Origin of the sequence: Curtobacterium sp. MCBA15_009, assembly GCF_001864895.1 — a bacterium.
GTDB lineage: Bacteria > Actinomycetota > Actinomycetes > Actinomycetales > Microbacteriaceae > Curtobacterium.
In genome coordinates, this window is sequence record NZ_MJGO01000039.1 from 322,646 (window position 1) to 336,852 (window position 14,207).

Below are 14,207 nucleotides of genomic sequence, written 5' to 3' on the forward strand. Positions count from 1 at the left end.
GCCACGGGTCAGGAGGCCTTGCCCGCGTCGAGCTCGTCGCTGACCAGGGTCTTCAGGATGCTCGTGCCGTCGACGGCGCCGAGCACCCGCGCCGCGACCCGGCCCTTCGTGTCGAGGACGATGGTCGCGGGGACCGCGTTCGGAGCGACCTGACCGGACATCGCGAGCTGCATGGTGCCGGTCCGTGCGTCGAGGACGGTCGGGTACTCCACGCCGAAGGTCCGCTCGAACGCGGCGGCCGTGCCTGCTTCGTCGCGGACGTTGACGCCGATGAAGGCGACGTCGTCCGAGTCGGCGTAGTCGTCGTGGACCTCGTTGAGGTACTTCGCCTCGGCGCGGCACGGCGGGCAGCCGGCGTACCAGAAGTTCAGCACGACGACCTTGCCGCGCAGGTCCGCTGCCGAGACGGCGTCACCGTCGGTGTCCTCCGCCGAGAACTCGACCGGCGAGGCGCGCTTGTCCACGGCGACCTCGGTCACCGCGCCGTTGCCGGAGATGTAGTTCTGGGTGGTGCCGCTGCCGTACTGCTTCGACAGCGAGTCGTTGCCCGACGAGCACCCGGTCAGGACGAGGGCCGCGGCGACGGCCGCCACCCCCGCGATCGTCGCGAGGCGCCCACGGGTCCGCCGCACGCTGCTGCCGTTCTCGCTGGTGGTGCCGGTCACACTGCTCCCTCGTCGATGGCCCGCGCGCGGAGTTCCTGCGCGGGGTCCGCGTACCCGACCTCGGTGAACCGACCGGTCGACGTGGCGGGCACACGTTCGACGGTGGTGATGCTCGACAGGTCGCAGCGGCGCTTGCGCGGGTCGTGCCAGAGCGACTCCCCCGCGAGCTTCCGGTGGACCATCCAGATGGGCAGCTGGTGGCTGACGAGCACGACGTCGCCCTCGTCGACGCTCCGCCAGGCCGTGTCCACGGCGGCGAGCATGCGGTTCGCGATCGACTCGTAGGCCTCGCCCCAGCTGGGCCGCAGCGGGTTGGCGATCCAGGGCCACTCCGCCGGGCGCCGGAGCGACCGCTTCGTGAACCCCGGGGGCTGCCCCTCGTACCGGTTCGTCGGCTCGATGAGGCGCTCGTCGAGCGTGACCTCGAGGTCGTAGGCCGCAGCCCACGGCGCCGCGGACTCCTGCGTGCGCTGGAGCGGCGAGGCGACGATCCGCCGCACGTCGACACCGACGTCGCGCCACGCGTTCGCCGATGCCAGGGCCATCTGCCCGCCGAGATCGCTCAGACCGAAGCCCGGGAGCCGACCGTAGAGGACGCGGTCCGGGTTGTGCACCTCACCGTGCCGGACGAGGTGGATTCGGGTGGCGGGCATGGGTTCCAGTCTAGGTCGCCCTCGCGTTCCCACCGGCCCCTCAGGCGATTCACGGATGCGGAAGCGCTCAGCCGAGCTCGCCGGAGAGCCGCCCGTGCAGCGCGACCGACGCCGTGTTCAGGTTGACGACCTCGACCGTGGAGCCGTGCTTCGCGAAGCGCTGCTCGACGCCGTCGAGTGCTGCCACCGTGCTCGCGTCGAAGACGTGCGCGTCCGACATGTCGATGACGACGTGCTCCGGGTCCTGCGCGTACGAGAACCGGGTGACCAGGTCGTTCGACGACGCGAAGAAGAGCGCCCCGCGGACCCGGTACCGGACGGTCCGGTCGTCCACGGGCTCCCGGACGACGGTGACGACGTGGGCGACGCGGCGCGTGAACACGAGGGCCGCGACGACGACGCCGACGAGCACCCCCGTCGCCAGGTTGTCGGTCGCGACGACGACCACGACCGTGATCACCATGACGGCCGTCTCGCCGAGCGGCATCCGGCGCAGGGTGCGCGGTCGGATGCTGTGCCAGTCGAACGTCGCGACGCAGACCATGAGCATGACCGCGGTGAGCGCCGCCATCGGGATCTGCGCGACGAGGTCGTGCAGCACGATGGTCAGGACGAGCACCGAGGCGCCGGCGGCGAAGGTCGAGATGCGGGTCCGCGCGCCGGCCGTCTTCACGTTGATGACGGTCTGCCCGATCATCGCGCAGCCGCCCGTCCCGCCGAAGAACGCCGACGCGATGTTCGCGACGCCCTGCCCCCACGACTCGCGCCACTTGCTCGAGCCGGTCTCGGTGATCGAGTCGACGAGCTGGGCGGTGAGCAGGGTCTCGATGAGGCCGACGATCGCGACGCCGACCGCGTAGGGCGCGACGATCTGCAGCGTCTCGAGGGTGAACGGCGTCGTGATGCCCCCGAACCCGGGCAGTGCGGTCGGCAGCTCGCCCTCGTCCCCCACCGTCGGTACCGCGACGCTGAACAGCATCGTGATGGCGGTGATCACGACGACGGCGACGAGCGGTGCCGGGATCGCCTTCGTCAGGAACGGGAAGCCGACGATGAGCGCGATGCCGAGCGCGGTGAGCGGCCACACGACGAACGGGACGTCGTCGCCGAGCAGGTTCGGCAGCTGCGCGGTGAAGATGAGGATCGCCAGGGCGTTCACGAACGCCACGTTGACGCTGCGTGGGATGAACCGCATGAGCCGGGCCACCCCGAGGAACCCGAGCACGAGCTGCAGGACGCCCCCGAGGACGATCGCCGGCACGAGGTAGGCGATGCCGTGCTCGCGGACCAGCGGCGCGATGACGAGCGCCACCGAACCCGCGGCGGCGGAGACCATCGCCGGGCGTCCGCCGACGATCGAGATGACGATGGCGATGACGACGCTCGAGAACAGCCCGACGGCCGGGTCGACCCCGGCGACGACGGAGAACGAGATCGCCTCGGGGATGAGGGCGAGCGCGGTCACGACACCGGCGAGGACCTCGCGGGTGAGCAGGCGCGGCGAACGGAGCGCGGTGAGGACGCTCGTGGCGGCCGGGGCGGAGGAGGTCACTGACATCGTCGGCAACCCTACCCTCACGTGAGGGTAGGGTTGAACCATGCACCCCGACGACGCCGCCGACGCCCCTGACACGATGCACATCGGCGAGCTCGCCGACCGTGCCGGCATGTCCTTGCGGACGATCCGGCACTACGACGAGGTCGGGCTGCTCGTGCCGAGCGGCCGGACCTCCGGGGGCTTCCGCGTGTACACCGAGCAGGACCTCGAGCGGCTGCTCGTGATCCGGCGGATGAAGCCCCTCGGCTTCACCCTCGACGAGATGGCCGAACTGCTCCGGGTCGTCGACGCCCTGCGCACCCGCGCCGTCGACGACGAGCCCGTGCTCGCCGCACGCCTGGACGAGTTCCTCGAGGACGCGCGCGCCCGGCACGCGAAGCTCGTCGAGCGGGCGGGCATGGCCGAGGAGTTCCTCGGCACGCTGGGGTCACTCCGCGCGTCGCTCCCCTGAGCCGGCATCGTGCTCCGCGAACACCTGGGCCCGCATGCGCTCCCGCGCCAGCTCGAGCTTGAGCTCGCCTTCCTCAACGTGGAGCTGCCACTCGATCGCTCCGCGTTGCGCCCAGTCCCACATGCTCTCGCCCGGTGCCGGACCGATGGGCGCACGTGGATCCGCGGACGCCGCCGGCTCCCGCCGGACCAGTTCTCGCCATGCGCGTCGCAGTCGGCTCGTCATCACTGTCTCCTTCGCTCGATGAGGAGTTCCGCCAACACCCTCGCAGCGGGTTCTTCTCCAGCGGGCACCTTCTGCATGTCGTACATCGCCTGCGCCAGGTTGCGGCCGATCTCACGGCGGCCGACCTCGGTCGCGGTGACGAGGTCGAACACCACCGTCAGCCGTGACCAGTAACGGTCCCGCTGCTCGCGCGCGACGTCCTGCCGCCACCTGACGACCGCCCACACTCCGCCGACGACGGCCACGAGCATCGTCAGGGTCGCCGTGCAGAACGCGGCGACGACCAGCGCCACCGCCGCAGGCGGCCAGGCCGCGAGTACCCCCGTTCCCGTCCCCATCGGTCCCCTCTCCGGCCCGCGACCCGGCCACGTCGAGGACGCTACGGATCCCGCCGGGGCCGCGGTGGGCCTCCTGGCCGGTCTGTGGACGACGACGGACGCGTGCCGCCCTGTGGAGGAGCAAGGGGACGACCCACGCGGCAGACGCAGACGGTTAGACTCGACCACCGTGATCGAACGCACCCGCATCGCCGACCTGGCAGCCCTCCCCGACGGCCCCGTCTCCGTGGCCGGATGGGTCGAGACCGTCCGAGACCAGAAGAAGGTGCAGTTCGTCGTGCTGCGCGACGAGTCCGGCGCCGTCCAGCTCGTGAACCCGGCGACGCGCGAGGCCGAGGACGGCGACGACGCCGCCCAGGCCGCCCTCGCGACGACCAACGAGATCTCCGGCCTGGCGCACGGCACCTTCGTGCACGCCACCGGCACGCTGAAGCACGACGAGCGCGTGAAGCTCGGCGGGCTCGAGGTCAAGATCGGTGCGCTCGAGGTGGTGAGCGCCGCGATCCCGGAGACCCCGATCGCCGACGACTCCTCGCTCGACAAGCGGCTCGACTGGCGCTTCCTCGACCTGCGCAACCGCAAGCAGAACCTCATCTTCCGCATCCAGACGACGCTGGAGCACGCGTTCCGCACGTACTGGGTCGACCGCGACTACATCGAGATCCACACCCCGAAGCTCATGGCGTCGGCGTCCGAGTCGCGCGCAGAGCTCTTCCAGCTCGAGTACTTCGAGACGACCGCCTACCTGGCGCAGTCCCCGCAGAACTTCAAGCAGATGGCGCAGCCGGCCGGCTTCGGTGCCGTGTTCGAGATCGCCGACGCCTTCCGGGCCGACCCCTCCTTCACGAGCCGGCACGCCACCGAGTTCACGAGCGTCGACGCCGAGTTCTCGTGGATCGAGTCCCACGAGGACGTCATGGCGATGCACGAAGAGGTCCTGGTCGCCGGCATCACCGCCGTCAAGGAGAAGTACGGCAAGGACATCGAGGAGGTCTTCGGCTTCGAGCTGCAGGTCCCCGCGACGCCGTTCCCCCGCGTGACCCTGGCCGAGGCACGGACGATCGTCGCGGACAGCGGCTACGACGTCGTGCGCGCCGACGGCGACCTGGACCCCGAGGGCGAGCGTCGTGTCGCCGCCTGGGCGAAGGAGCACCACGGCTCCGAGTTCGTGTTCGTCACCGAGTACGACGCCTCGATCCGGCCGTACTACCACATGCGCAAGCCGGGCGACCCGTCGGTCACCAACAGCTACGACCTCATCTTCAACGGCGCCGAGATCTCCACGGGCGCCCAGCGCGAGCACCGCGTCGACGTGCTCGAGGCGCAGGCCGTCGAGAAGGGCCTCGACCCCGAGGAGCTCGGCTGGTACCTCGACTTCTTCCGCTACGGCGTCCCGCCGCACGGCGGGTTCGGCATGGGCCTGGCACGCGTGCTCATGCTCATGCTCGGTGAACCGTCGATCCGCGAGGTCACGTACCTGTTCCGCGGCCCGACGCGCCTGACCCCGTAGGTCCCGCGCTGCGCGGCGACGCCGCGCGCACATGGTGAACAGCAATGGTCGCCTCCCGACGCGGGAGGCGACCATTGCTGCTCACGAAGCGCCGCAGCGTACGGCGCGACAGGGCGGACGGGAGGCTCGGTTCAGCTCTGCCAGTCGATGGCGGCACGCGACGTGACCAGTCCACGGATCTCGGCCGCCGCGGCCTGGTGCTCCGGGTGCACCTGGTACGCGTCCAGCCCGGCGAGGTCGTCGAACGAGGCCACGACGGCGACGTCCTGGTTCTTCCCGGGGTAGGCGACGTTCTCGACGACCTCGAGCGAGCGGATCGAGTCGATGGTGCCGGTGAGCCCGGTCAGGAGCTCGCGGATGCGTGCGATCGCCGAGGCGCGGTCGAGGTCCTCGCGCAGGGTCCAGGAGACGACGTGGGAGATCATGCGCGCGCCCCCGCCTGCTCGAGTGCACGGGCGAGCCGGTCGGCGTCCACGCGCCAGTTGCTGTGCACGCGGCCGTCGACGAGGACGACCGGGATGTCCTCGGCGTACTCCTGGCGCAGCGCCTCGTCGTCGAGGATCGACTGCTCCTGCAGCGTCGCGTCGGGGTGCTCGGCCACGACCCGTTCCACGACGGGTCGTGCCTCGTCGCAGAGGTGGCAGCCGGGCTTCGTCAAGAGCGTCACGGTGGGCATGCCCCCAGCGTAACCCGCACCGGACCGCGGCCCGGCGGGGGCGGAAGGACGCCCCCGGGAAATGCGAAAGCCCCGGCGAACCGGGGCTTCAGCTGTTGGTCCTTCGACCTACTTCTTGTTGCGACGCTGGTGACGCGTCTTGCGAAGGAGCTTGCGGTGCTTCTTCTTCGCCATGCGCTTGCGACGCTTCTTGATGACAGAACCCATGTGGACCTCGCTCGGACTGATGCTGATGTACGGACACCGGGCCGAAGAGACCGCGGAAAATCAACCTGGTGGAGTCTACCGGGTGGCCGCTGTGATGTCGAACGGGCGGTCAGCCGACGTCGGCGACGCCACCGCGCAGGACCGCGGCCACGGCGGACTCCGGCACGCGGAAGGACCGTCCGAAGCGGATCGCGGGGAGTTCCCCGGCGTGCACCATGCGGTAGACGGTCATCTTCGAGACGCGCATCATCTCGGCGACCTCAGCGACGGTGAGGAAGCGCACGTCGTCGAAACTGCCGGTCATGGTCCGCCTCCGGGTGGCCCGCCCGCCGGCCCTGTCGACGCGGCGTGCGGGATCGATGTGACCTGTGTGGTCACTGGTCACTGTAGAGGCGCGTGGGACCCGGTGTCCAGGCTCACTCGCCGTCCTCGTCGCCGCGGCGGGCGAACCGCTTGCGGCTGCGGTCGACGACGCGCTCCCACCCGTGCTGGGCGCCGGAGATCGCGGCGTTCGCCCGGTGCGAGGCCTCGGCCATGACCCGCCCGAGCTCGGTGCCGACTTCGACCGTGGCCTTGCCCGCGGCGCCGCTCCGACGGACGGAGACCGGTTGCCCGTCCGGCGTCCAGGCGGTGGTCGCCGGGGTGCCGTCGGCGTCGACGGCCCCAATGAACGGGAGCACCCAGTCCTCGAGGCGGACGAGGGGTTCCGGGTCGAGCCGGTAGAACCGGTGCTGTCCCTCTTCCCGGCTCGTGACGAGGCCGATGTCGCGCAGGACGCGGAGGTGCTTCGACACGGTCGGCTGGCTCACGCCGAGCCGCTCGACCAGTTGCCCGACGCTGAGTTCGCCGGCGGTGGCGTCCGATCCGTAGGCGGTGAGGAGCGCCCCGAGCAGCTCGCGCCTCGTCGGGTCCGCCACGACGGAGAAGATGTCGGCCATGGGGGCAAGGCTAGCCGGGGCGTCACGGATGTACCATGACGAACCGACCCGGCCCATGTCCTCGGAGGCATACGATGCTCGACCGCACCGAGCCGCTCACGCAGCAGGTGAGCGTGCCCCGTCGGCAGGTCGGACGCATCGCCACGGTGCTCCGCTCCTCCCCCTCGCGACTGGCGATCCTCGTGTTCGTCGCGCTCGTCTTCCTGTTCACCGTGCTGTTCATGACCCCGTGGGCCTCGGCGGACGGCACCGGGACGCACTTCTCCGACGCCCTGTTCACCGCGGCCTCGGTGGTGTGCGTGACCGGGCTCGCCACGGTCGACATGGCGACGCACTGGTCGGTGTTCGGCAAGACCCTCGTGGTGATCGGCACCCAGATCGGCGCGGTCGGGGTCCTGACCTTCGCGTCGATCCTCGGGCTGTTCGTCACCCGCAAGCTCGGGCTCCGCGCCAAGCTCATGGCCGCCGGCGACTCGAACCCGCTCCGCACCCACCACGGGGCGGTCCCGGAGGGCCAGGCCGTCCGGCTCGGCGAGGTCGGGACGCTGCTCGCGACCGTCGCGGTGAGCACGCTGTCCATCGAGATCGTGCTCGGCCTGCTGCTCCTGCCGTCGGTCCTGCTCGCCGGCATCCCGTTCTGGACGGCGGTCGGCGACTCCTTCTACTACGCGGCGATGGCGTTCACGAACACGGGGTTCGCACCGAACGCCGAGGGGCTGACACCGTTCGCCCACGACTACTGGTTCCTCTCGCTCCTCATGGTCGGCGTCGTGGCCGGCTCGATCGGTTTCCCGGTGATCCGGGCCCTGACGAAGCAGCTCCGCACGCCCCGGCGGTGGCCGATCCACGTCAAGCTGACGCTCGCGACCAGCGCGGTGCTGCTCGTCGGCGGCGCGATCGTCTACATCGCCCTCGAGGCCTCGAACCCGACGACCTTCGGCGACGAGGGCGCCGGCCGCACGGCGTTCCAGGCGCTCTTCCTGTCGACGATGACGCGGTCCGGCGGGTTCTCGCTCGTCGACTTCGACCAGCTGAACGGCTCGAGCCTGCTCGTCACGGACATGCTCATGTTCATCGGCGGCGGCTCGGCGTCGACCGCCGGCGGCATCAAGGTGACGACGCTCGCCGTGCTGTTCCTCGCCGCGGTCGCCGAGGCCCGCGGCCGGCAGAGCATGGAGGCGTTCGGCCGCCGGATCCCGAGCGACGTGCTCCGCGTGGCCGTCGCGGTCGTGCTCTGGGGCGCCACGATCGTCGCCGTCGCCACCGTCGTGCTCCTGCAGATCACGCACGAGTCGCTCGACCGGGTGCTGTTCGAGGTGATCTCGGCGTTCGCGACGTGCGGGTTGTCCTCCGGGGTCTCGGCCGAGCTGCCAGAGTCCGGCAAGTACGTCCTCGCCGCCACCATGTTCCTCGGCCGGGTCGGTACAGTGACGATCGCCGCTGCCCTGGCCGCCAGCCAGAGCCGGCAGCTGTTCCGCCGTCCCGAGGAGAGGCCGATCGTTGGCTGACCGAACACGTCGATCGCACCCGACCGGTGCGATCAGTCACGACGCCCCCGTCCTGGTCATCGGCCTGGGCCGCTTCGGCGCCGCCACCGCCGGGCAGCTCGAACGACAGGACCGCGAGGTCCTGGTCGTCGACACCGACGCCGGCCTCGTGCAGAAGTGGTCCGACCGCGTGACGCACGCGGTGCAGGCGGACGCGACGGACATCGACGCGCTGCGCCAGATCGGCGCGCAGGACTTCGCGATCGCGGTCGTGGGCACCGGCAGCGACCTCGAGTCGAGCGTCCTCATCACCGCGAACCTCGTCGACCTCGGCATCCCGCAGATCTGGGCGAAGGCGATCAGCCGCTCGCACGGCACGATCCTGTCCCGCATCGGCGCGAACCACGTCGTCTACCCGGAGCGCGAGGCCGGCGAGCGCACCGCGCACCTGGTGTCCGGGCGGATGCTCGACTTCATCGAGTTCGACGACGACTTCGCCGTGGTCAAGATGCACCCGCCCAAGGCGGTGCGCGGCAAGGACCTCGCGACGACGGTCATCCGCACCCGCTTCGGCCTCACCGTGCTCGGCATCAAGCCGCCGGGCAGCCCCTTCGTGCCGGCGACGCCGGAGAGCGTCATCGGCGAGGACGACGTCATCATCGTCTCCGGGTCCGAGACGGACCTCGAGCGCTTCGCCGGGTTCGAGTAGCGCTGCCCGCTCAGCGGCGACCCGCTACGACGCGGCGATCTCCTCGGCCCGCGCGATCGCCGCGCGGGAGGCGCGGAGGAACGTGTCGGACAGGTCGGCGTCCTGCAGGACGGCGACGGCGCGCTCGGTCGTGCCCTTCGGGCTCGTCACGGCACGGCGCAGGTCGGCGGGTTCCCGCCCGGACCGTCCGAGCAGCTCGACGGCGCCGCGCACCGTGCCGCGCACCATGGTCGCGGCCTGCTCCGGCGTGAAGCCGAGGGCCTCGGCGGCCTGCTGCCACTGCTCGACGAGCAGGAAGACGTAGGCGGGCCCCGACCCGGACACCGCGGACAGGGCGTCGAGCTGCGACTCCGGCACGGAGACGACCTCGCCGGACGCGGTGAAGACCGACGACGCGAGCGCGACGGCCGCGTCGTCGGCGGAGGCACCCGCGCTGATGCCGGTGACGCCGAGACCGACGCCGACGGGGGTGTTCGGCAGCGCCCGGACGACGCGCACGCCGGCGGGGACGAGCGCCTCCATGCTCGCCGTGGTCGTGCCGACGGCGACGCTCACGACGACCGCACCAGGGGCGAGGTCGGACGCGACCTCGGCGAGCAGGTCGGCGATGCCGTACGGCTTGACACCGAGCACGACGAGGGCCGCGCCGCGGACCGCGGCGCGGTTCGCGTCCGGGTCGGTGTCCGTCGCGACTGCGTCGAGCCCGCGCTCGCGGTGCGCGGCGGCCGATGCCTCGGACCGGGTGGTCAGCGTCACGGTCGCCGGGTCGAGCCCGGCGGCGAGCAGGCCGTCGAGGACGGCCCCGGACATGGAGCCGACGCCGAGCATGGCGGTGCGGGGCAGGTCGATGGTCATGCTGCCGACCCTACCGACCGCGCTCCCCTAGGATCGTCATCCAGAACCGGGAGAAGGGGACGGCCGTGAGCGCTTCTGGAGGCACGAGGGCGATCTTCGCCGCGCTCGGTGCGAACGTCGGCATCGCGATCGTGAAGTTCGTCGCCGCGGCGATCAGCGGCTCGGCCTCGATGCTCGCCGAGGGCGTGCACTCGCTCGCCGACTCCGCCAACCAGCTCCTGCTGCTGCTCGGCGGCCGTCGCGCCCGTCGCGCCGCCGACCAGGAGCACCCGTTCGGCTACGGGCGCGAGCGGTACGTGTACGCCTTCGTCGTGTCGATCATCCTGTTCTCCGTCGGCGGGGTGTTCTCGCTGTACGAGGGCATCGAGAAGCTCCGGCACCCGCACCCGCTCGACAACTGGTGGTTGCCGCTCGTGGTCCTCGTCATCGCGATCGGGCTCGAGGGCTTCTCGCTGCGGACCGCCCTGCGCGAGGCCCGCCCGCACAAGGGCACGCAGAGCTGGGTGCAGTTCGTCCGGCGGGCGAAGGCGCCGGAACTGCCGGTCGTCATGCTCGAGGACACCGCGGCCCTGCTCGGCCTGGTCTTCGCCCTGTTCGGCGTCGGCCTGACCGCGCTCACCGGGGACGGTCTCTACGACGCCCTCGGCACGATCGCCATCGCGGTGCTGCTCATCGCCGTCGCCGTCGTCCTCGGCATCGAGACGAAGAGCCTGCTCGTCGGCGAGGGCGCGACGGCGGCCGACGCCGAGCGGATCCGCCACGCCGTGCTCGACGGCCCCGAGGTCGACTCGATCATCCACATCAAGACGCTGTACCTCGGCCCCGACGAGCTCATGGTCGGCGTCAAGGTCGCCGTCGACGGCGACCGCCGGCTCGGGGACGTCGCTGCCGGCATCGACGCCGTCGAGCAGCGTGTCCGTGCCGCCGTGCCGATCGCGCGCGTCATCTACGTCGAGCCGGACGTGCTCCGGACCGGTCCGCAGCCGCCGACCGAGTCGATCGTCATCCGCGCCGCCGACTGAACCCGGCCCGTCCCGGCGGGCGTCGCGTCACCGCCGTCGCGGGACCCCTCAGCGTCGCTCGGCGAAGAACGCGTCGAGCACTCCGGCGCACTCCGCCTCGAGCACGCCCCCGACCACCTCGGACCGGTGCGGCAGCCGGCGGTCCCGCGCGACGTCGTAGACGCTGCCGCTCGCTCCGGCCTTCGGGTCCCACGCACCGAACACCACGCGGGGCACCCGCGCCGCCAGGATCGCGCCGGCGCACATGACGCACGGTTCGAGGGTGACGACGAGCGTGTGGTCGGACAGACGCCAGTCACCGGTCGCCCGCGCCGCGGCGCGCAGCGCCAGCACCTCGGCGTGCGCGGTCGGGTCCTGCAGTGCCTCGCGCTCGTTCCGCCCGGTCGCCACGACCGCGCCGTCCCGGTCGAGGACGACCGCACCGACGGGGACGTCGCCGGTCGCCAGGCAGGCCCGGGCCTCGTCGAGCGCCCGCTGCATGGCGGGGACGAACGGGCGGGCTGCTGGGGCTTCCACGGTCTCTCCTGGCGGTCGGCGGCACGGTAGGCTCGACCCTATGCGAGTCCACGTCGCCGACCACCCGCTCATCACCCACAAGCTCTCGGTGCTCCGCGACCGGACCACACCCTCCCCCACGTTCCGCGCCCTCACCGAGGAACTCGTCACGCTCCTGGCGTACGAGGCCACGCGCAACGTCCGGGTCACCGCGACGCCGATCGACACCCCGGTCGCCCACACCATGGGCGTGGCGATCGCGAAGCCGCGCCCGCTCGTCGTCCCGATCCTGCGTGCCGGGCTCGGCATGCTCGAGGGCATGGTCAAGCTGGTCCCGACGGCCGAGGTCGGGTTCCTCGGCATGGCGCGCAACGAGGAGACCCTCGAGCCGCAGACCTACGCCGAGCGCCTGCCGGACGACCTGTCCGGTCGCCAGTGCTTCGTGCTCGACCCGATGCTCGCCACCGGCGGCACGCTCGCGGCGGCCATCGACTTCCTGTTCGCCCGCGGCGCGGAAGAGGTCACCTGCGTGTGCATCCTCGGCGCGCCGGAGGGCCTCGCGATGGTCGAGCAGGCGGTCGGCGACCGCAACGTCTCGATCGTGCTCGGCGCGCTCGACGAGAAGCTCGACGAGAACGGCTACATCGTGCCCGGCCTCGGGGACGCCGGCGACCGTCTCTACGGTCTGGCCGAGTAGGCGGTCGACGACACCGACGATCGACGGGAGGCCCGTGGCGACACCGCCACAGGCCTCCCGTCGTCCGTCACCCCTGATCGCCGCCTCCTGCGTTCGGCGGACCGTCCGCTCGGACGGTTGACACCGTCTTGGTATACCGCCGATACTCGTCTCATGACTGCAACCGTGTCCACCCGCGTCCTCACCGAGGCCCAGGGGACTGCCGGCATGATGATGCCGGTCGCTGTCATGCGTTGTCGAATGTGTGCCTGATCGGTACCCGTTCCAGCCGGATCCCCCGCGACACCATCCCCGTCGCGAGCGCGTGATCCCCGGGTGACCACCACGGTCGACGACGAGCACGTCGCGACGAGGTCCTTCACCCCTCTCCCCGGGTCCGCCCCGGTCCGCAGCAGGACCGCAGGGCTCGACGGCGTCAGCCGTACCCGGGTCGACGCATTCGACACCGGCCGCCGCGCCACCCGCGAACCGGCCACACCGCACGGAAGACACCCCATGTCGCTCACCATCGCCCAGCCCCGCCCCTCGCTCCGCACCGCAGCCCCGGCCTCGACCGATCTCGGCACCGTGACGCCGATCCGCCCGCGGCCGGTGTCGCCGGCACCGGTCTCGGCCGCCGTCCCGACCAGCCCCGTCGTCGCCCCGCAGCGGAACCGCTCGCTGCCGGAGGGCACCGAGGCCCGCGGCTTCGCCCTGTACGTCGGCCTCGACGAGGCGAAGGCCGCCGCGGCCGGCACCACCCTCGCCGCGGTGGTCGAGCAGCTCAAGGCGCTCACCGCGCAGCTCGTGCCCGGTGCCGAGACGTACGCCGCGGTCGCGGTGGCGGCCGAGCACTCCGGGGGCCGTGACGTCGACGTGGTGCGGCTCGCGCTGCAGGACCGCTCCGCCGTCGCCGCACGCAAGCAGGCCGAGAAGCCGGAGCCCGAGGAGACCGGTGTCGTCATCGACATCTCGCGCAAGCGGGTCGCCCTCGACGGCGAGGTCGCTCCCCTGACCTACAAGGAGTTCGAGCTCCTGCAGTTCCTCGTCCTGCGCGAGGGCCAGACGGTCGAGCGCGCCGCCATCATCGAGGGCCTGTGGTCCGACGGCGAGGACGAGACCCCGAACGAGCGCACGATCGACGTGCACGTCCGCCGGCTCCGCTCGAAGCTCGGTGCGTTCGAGGAGATCGTGCGGACGGTCCGCGGGGTCGGCTACCGGTTCGACCGGCACGCCGACGTCGCCGTGCGCTACGCGTCGACGCCGTCGCCCGACCTCTTCTGAGGCGCATCGGGAGCTCTTGGTGAACTCCCAGGGGACGACCGCTCGTCGGGCTGGCGCGCCGTTACCGCTTCGTTATACAGTCGGTCGTGCAGTCGGTGTTTGCTGTGGCACCGGCTGTGGAATGTGATTGCAGGAAACTCTTGGTGCAAGGGAGAGGGCCGGTCGTCCGCGAGGGCGGCCGGCCCTCGCGCACGTCCGGGCCCGGTCACCGGCCGGCACGAGGTCACCCGTCCGGCCCTGATCAGCAGCGGACGCGAGGTCGCACGTCCTGCCGGGTCGCCGGCGCTCGGCCGACACGTCGTGCGACCCCGGCGGACGCGAGCGGCACGTCGTGCGACCGGGGCGCACCGGACGGGAGGCGCGGGGCGGCCGACAGCGAGCCTCCCGTCCGCCTCGGACGGCGCGCGCACGCCCCCGGTGCCGTGTCAGCGCCCGTCGGTACTGTGGACGGACCGTAC

The 14,207-nt window shown here is 71.7% G+C and carries 18 protein-coding genes; 7 read left to right on the plus strand and 11 right to left on the minus strand.

Annotated features, from left to right (window positions below; genetic code table 11):
- Positions 1-8 precede the first annotated feature (8 nt).
- The 3 genes from BIU97_RS14745 to BIU97_RS14755 all read right to left on the minus strand — a co-directional run bounded on the left by BIU97_RS14745 (position 9) and on the right by BIU97_RS14755 (position 2,876).
- A complete protein-coding gene (locus BIU97_RS14745; protein WP_254783005.1) occupies positions 9-665 on the minus strand; it encodes a TlpA family protein disulfide reductase in 657 nt (218 codons plus the stop codon).
- Positions 662-1,318: a histidine phosphatase family protein gene (locus tag BIU97_RS14750; protein WP_071298033.1), complete on the minus strand. Its 657-nt coding sequence runs from the start codon at positions 1,316-1,318 to the stop codon at positions 662-664. The genes BIU97_RS14745 and BIU97_RS14750 overlap by 4 nt, the downstream gene beginning before the upstream one ends.
- A 67-nt stretch (positions 1,319-1,385) precedes the next feature.
- Positions 1,386-2,876, minus strand: coding sequence for a SulP family inorganic anion transporter (locus BIU97_RS14755; protein ID WP_071261141.1), 1,491 nt, complete (start codon positions 2,874-2,876; stop codon positions 1,386-1,388).
- 40 nt (positions 2,877-2,916) lie between these two features.
- Between BIU97_RS14755 and BIU97_RS14760 the strand changes: the two genes are divergently transcribed.
- Entirely contained in the window at positions 2,917-3,327 is a 411-nt protein-coding gene (locus BIU97_RS14760; RefSeq protein ID WP_071261139.1) for a MerR family transcriptional regulator, read from the plus strand.
- A gap of 224 nt (positions 3,328-3,551) precedes the next feature.
- Here BIU97_RS14760 and BIU97_RS14765 read toward each other — a convergent pair whose 3' ends face one another.
- Entirely contained in the window at positions 3,552-3,890 is a 339-nt protein-coding gene (locus tag BIU97_RS14765) for a hypothetical protein (RefSeq protein WP_071261137.1), read from the minus strand.
- 169 nt (positions 3,891-4,059) lie between these two features.
- Between BIU97_RS14765 and aspS the strand changes: the two genes are divergently transcribed.
- Positions 4,060-5,400, plus strand: coding sequence for an aspartate--tRNA(Asn) ligase (aspS, locus tag BIU97_RS14770; protein ID WP_071298034.1), 1,341 nt, complete (start codon positions 4,060-4,062; stop codon positions 5,398-5,400).
- Between the two features lie 131 nt (positions 5,401-5,531).
- On the opposite strand, the gene BIU97_RS14775 is transcribed toward aspS, so the two are convergent.
- The 5 genes from BIU97_RS14775 to BIU97_RS14790 all read right to left on the minus strand — a co-directional run bounded on the left by BIU97_RS14775 (position 5,532) and on the right by BIU97_RS14790 (position 7,221).
- Positions 5,532-5,825, minus strand: coding sequence for a Dabb family protein (locus BIU97_RS14775; RefSeq protein WP_071261133.1), 294 nt, complete (start codon positions 5,823-5,825; stop codon positions 5,532-5,534).
- Complete coding sequence (locus BIU97_RS14780) at positions 5,822-6,076, minus strand: glutaredoxin family protein (protein ID WP_071261131.1); 255 nt, start codon at positions 6,074-6,076, stop codon at positions 5,822-5,824. Before BIU97_RS14780 ends, BIU97_RS14775 begins: the two co-directional genes overlap by 4 nt.
- Before the next feature lie 108 nt (positions 6,077-6,184).
- Positions 6,185-6,283 (minus strand): 30S ribosomal protein bS22, encoded by a 99-nt coding sequence (locus tag BIU97_RS17385; RefSeq protein WP_003792170.1) that lies wholly within the window; start codon positions 6,281-6,283, stop codon positions 6,185-6,187.
- 109 nt (positions 6,284-6,392) lie between these two features.
- A complete protein-coding gene (locus tag BIU97_RS14785; protein WP_071261129.1) occupies positions 6,393-6,587 on the minus strand; it encodes a helix-turn-helix domain-containing protein in 195 nt (64 codons plus the stop codon).
- A gap of 112 nt (positions 6,588-6,699) precedes the next feature.
- Entirely contained in the window at positions 6,700-7,221 is a 522-nt protein-coding gene (locus tag BIU97_RS14790; RefSeq protein WP_071261123.1) for an ArsR/SmtB family transcription factor, read from the minus strand.
- 74 nt (positions 7,222-7,295) lie between these two features.
- Here BIU97_RS14790 and BIU97_RS14795 point away from each other — a divergent pair, with 74 nt between their 5' ends.
- Positions 7,296-8,729 (plus strand): TrkH family potassium uptake protein, encoded by a 1,434-nt coding sequence (locus BIU97_RS14795; protein WP_071298035.1) that lies wholly within the window; start codon positions 7,296-7,298, stop codon positions 8,727-8,729.
- A complete protein-coding gene (locus tag BIU97_RS14800) occupies positions 8,722-9,417 on the plus strand; it encodes a potassium channel family protein (RefSeq protein ID WP_175472224.1) in 696 nt (231 codons plus the stop codon). Before BIU97_RS14795 ends, BIU97_RS14800 begins: the two co-directional genes overlap by 8 nt.
- 24 nt (positions 9,418-9,441) lie before the next feature.
- Here BIU97_RS14800 and proC read toward each other — a convergent pair whose 3' ends face one another.
- Complete coding sequence (gene proC, locus BIU97_RS14805; protein ID WP_071261121.1) at positions 9,442-10,272, minus strand: pyrroline-5-carboxylate reductase; 831 nt, start codon at positions 10,270-10,272, stop codon at positions 9,442-9,444.
- A 65-nt stretch (positions 10,273-10,337) separates the two neighbouring features.
- On the opposite strand from proC, the gene BIU97_RS14810 reads away from it, so the two are divergent.
- Entirely contained in the window at positions 10,338-11,294 is a 957-nt protein-coding gene (locus BIU97_RS14810; RefSeq protein ID WP_071261119.1) for a cation diffusion facilitator family transporter, read from the plus strand.
- 48 nt (positions 11,295-11,342) lie between these two features.
- Here the strand turns inward: BIU97_RS14810 and BIU97_RS14815 are convergent, their stop codons facing one another.
- Positions 11,343-11,774 (minus strand): nucleoside deaminase, encoded by a 432-nt coding sequence (locus BIU97_RS14815; protein WP_071261116.1) that lies wholly within the window; start codon positions 11,772-11,774, stop codon positions 11,343-11,345.
- A gap of 76 nt (positions 11,775-11,850) precedes the next feature.
- On the opposite strand from BIU97_RS14815, the gene upp reads away from it, so the two are divergent.
- Positions 11,851-12,486: a uracil phosphoribosyltransferase gene (gene upp, locus BIU97_RS14820; RefSeq protein ID WP_071261113.1), complete on the plus strand. Its 636-nt coding sequence runs from the start codon at positions 11,851-11,853 to the stop codon at positions 12,484-12,486.
- A gap of 495 nt (positions 12,487-12,981) precedes the next feature.
- On the plus strand, positions 12,982-13,749 hold the full coding sequence (locus tag BIU97_RS14825; protein ID WP_071262054.1) for a winged helix-turn-helix domain-containing protein: 768 nt from the start codon (positions 12,982-12,984) through the stop codon (positions 13,747-13,749).
- Positions 13,750-14,207: the final 458 nt, after the last annotated feature.

Bases quoted from the DNA above. Each gene is read 5' to 3' on its own strand.
- BIU97_RS14755 (WP_071261141.1), bottom strand. From the start codon at position 2,876: ATGTCAGTGACCTCCTCCGCCCCGGCCGCCACGAGCGTCCTCACCGCG.
- BIU97_RS17385 (WP_003792170.1), bottom strand. From the start codon at position 6,283: ATGGGTTCTGTCATCAAGAAGCGTCGCAAGCGCATGGCGAAGAAGAAG.
- BIU97_RS14790 (WP_071261123.1), bottom strand. From the start codon at position 7,221: ATGGCCGACATCTTCTCCGTCGTGGCGGACCCGACGAGGCGCGAGCTG.
- BIU97_RS14765 (WP_071261137.1), bottom strand. From the start codon at position 3,890: ATGGGGACGGGAACGGGGGTACTCGCGGCCTGGCCGCCTGCGGCGGTG.
- BIU97_RS14750 (WP_071298033.1), bottom strand. From the start codon at position 1,318: ATGCCCGCCACCCGAATCCACCTCGTCCGGCACGGTGAGGTGCACAAC.
- BIU97_RS14775 (WP_071261133.1), bottom strand. From the start codon at position 5,825: ATGATCTCCCACGTCGTCTCCTGGACCCTGCGCGAGGACCTCGACCGC.
- BIU97_RS14825 (WP_071262054.1), top strand. From the start codon at position 12,982: ATGTCGCTCACCATCGCCCAGCCCCGCCCCTCGCTCCGCACCGCAGCC.
- upp (WP_071261113.1), top strand. From the start codon at position 11,851: ATGCGAGTCCACGTCGCCGACCACCCGCTCATCACCCACAAGCTCTCG.
- BIU97_RS14795 (WP_071298035.1), top strand. From the start codon at position 7,296: ATGCTCGACCGCACCGAGCCGCTCACGCAGCAGGTGAGCGTGCCCCGT.
- BIU97_RS14780 (WP_071261131.1), bottom strand. From the start codon at position 6,076: ATGCCCACCGTGACGCTCTTGACGAAGCCCGGCTGCCACCTCTGCGAC.
- BIU97_RS14785 (WP_071261129.1), bottom strand. From the start codon at position 6,587: ATGACCGGCAGTTTCGACGACGTGCGCTTCCTCACCGTCGCTGAGGTC.
- BIU97_RS14815 (WP_071261116.1), bottom strand. From the start codon at position 11,774: ATGCAGCGGGCGCTCGACGAGGCCCGGGCCTGCCTGGCGACCGGCGAC.
- proC (WP_071261121.1), bottom strand. From the start codon at position 10,272: ATGACCATCGACCTGCCCCGCACCGCCATGCTCGGCGTCGGCTCCATG.
- BIU97_RS14760 (WP_071261139.1), top strand. From the start codon at position 2,917: ATGCACCCCGACGACGCCGCCGACGCCCCTGACACGATGCACATCGGC.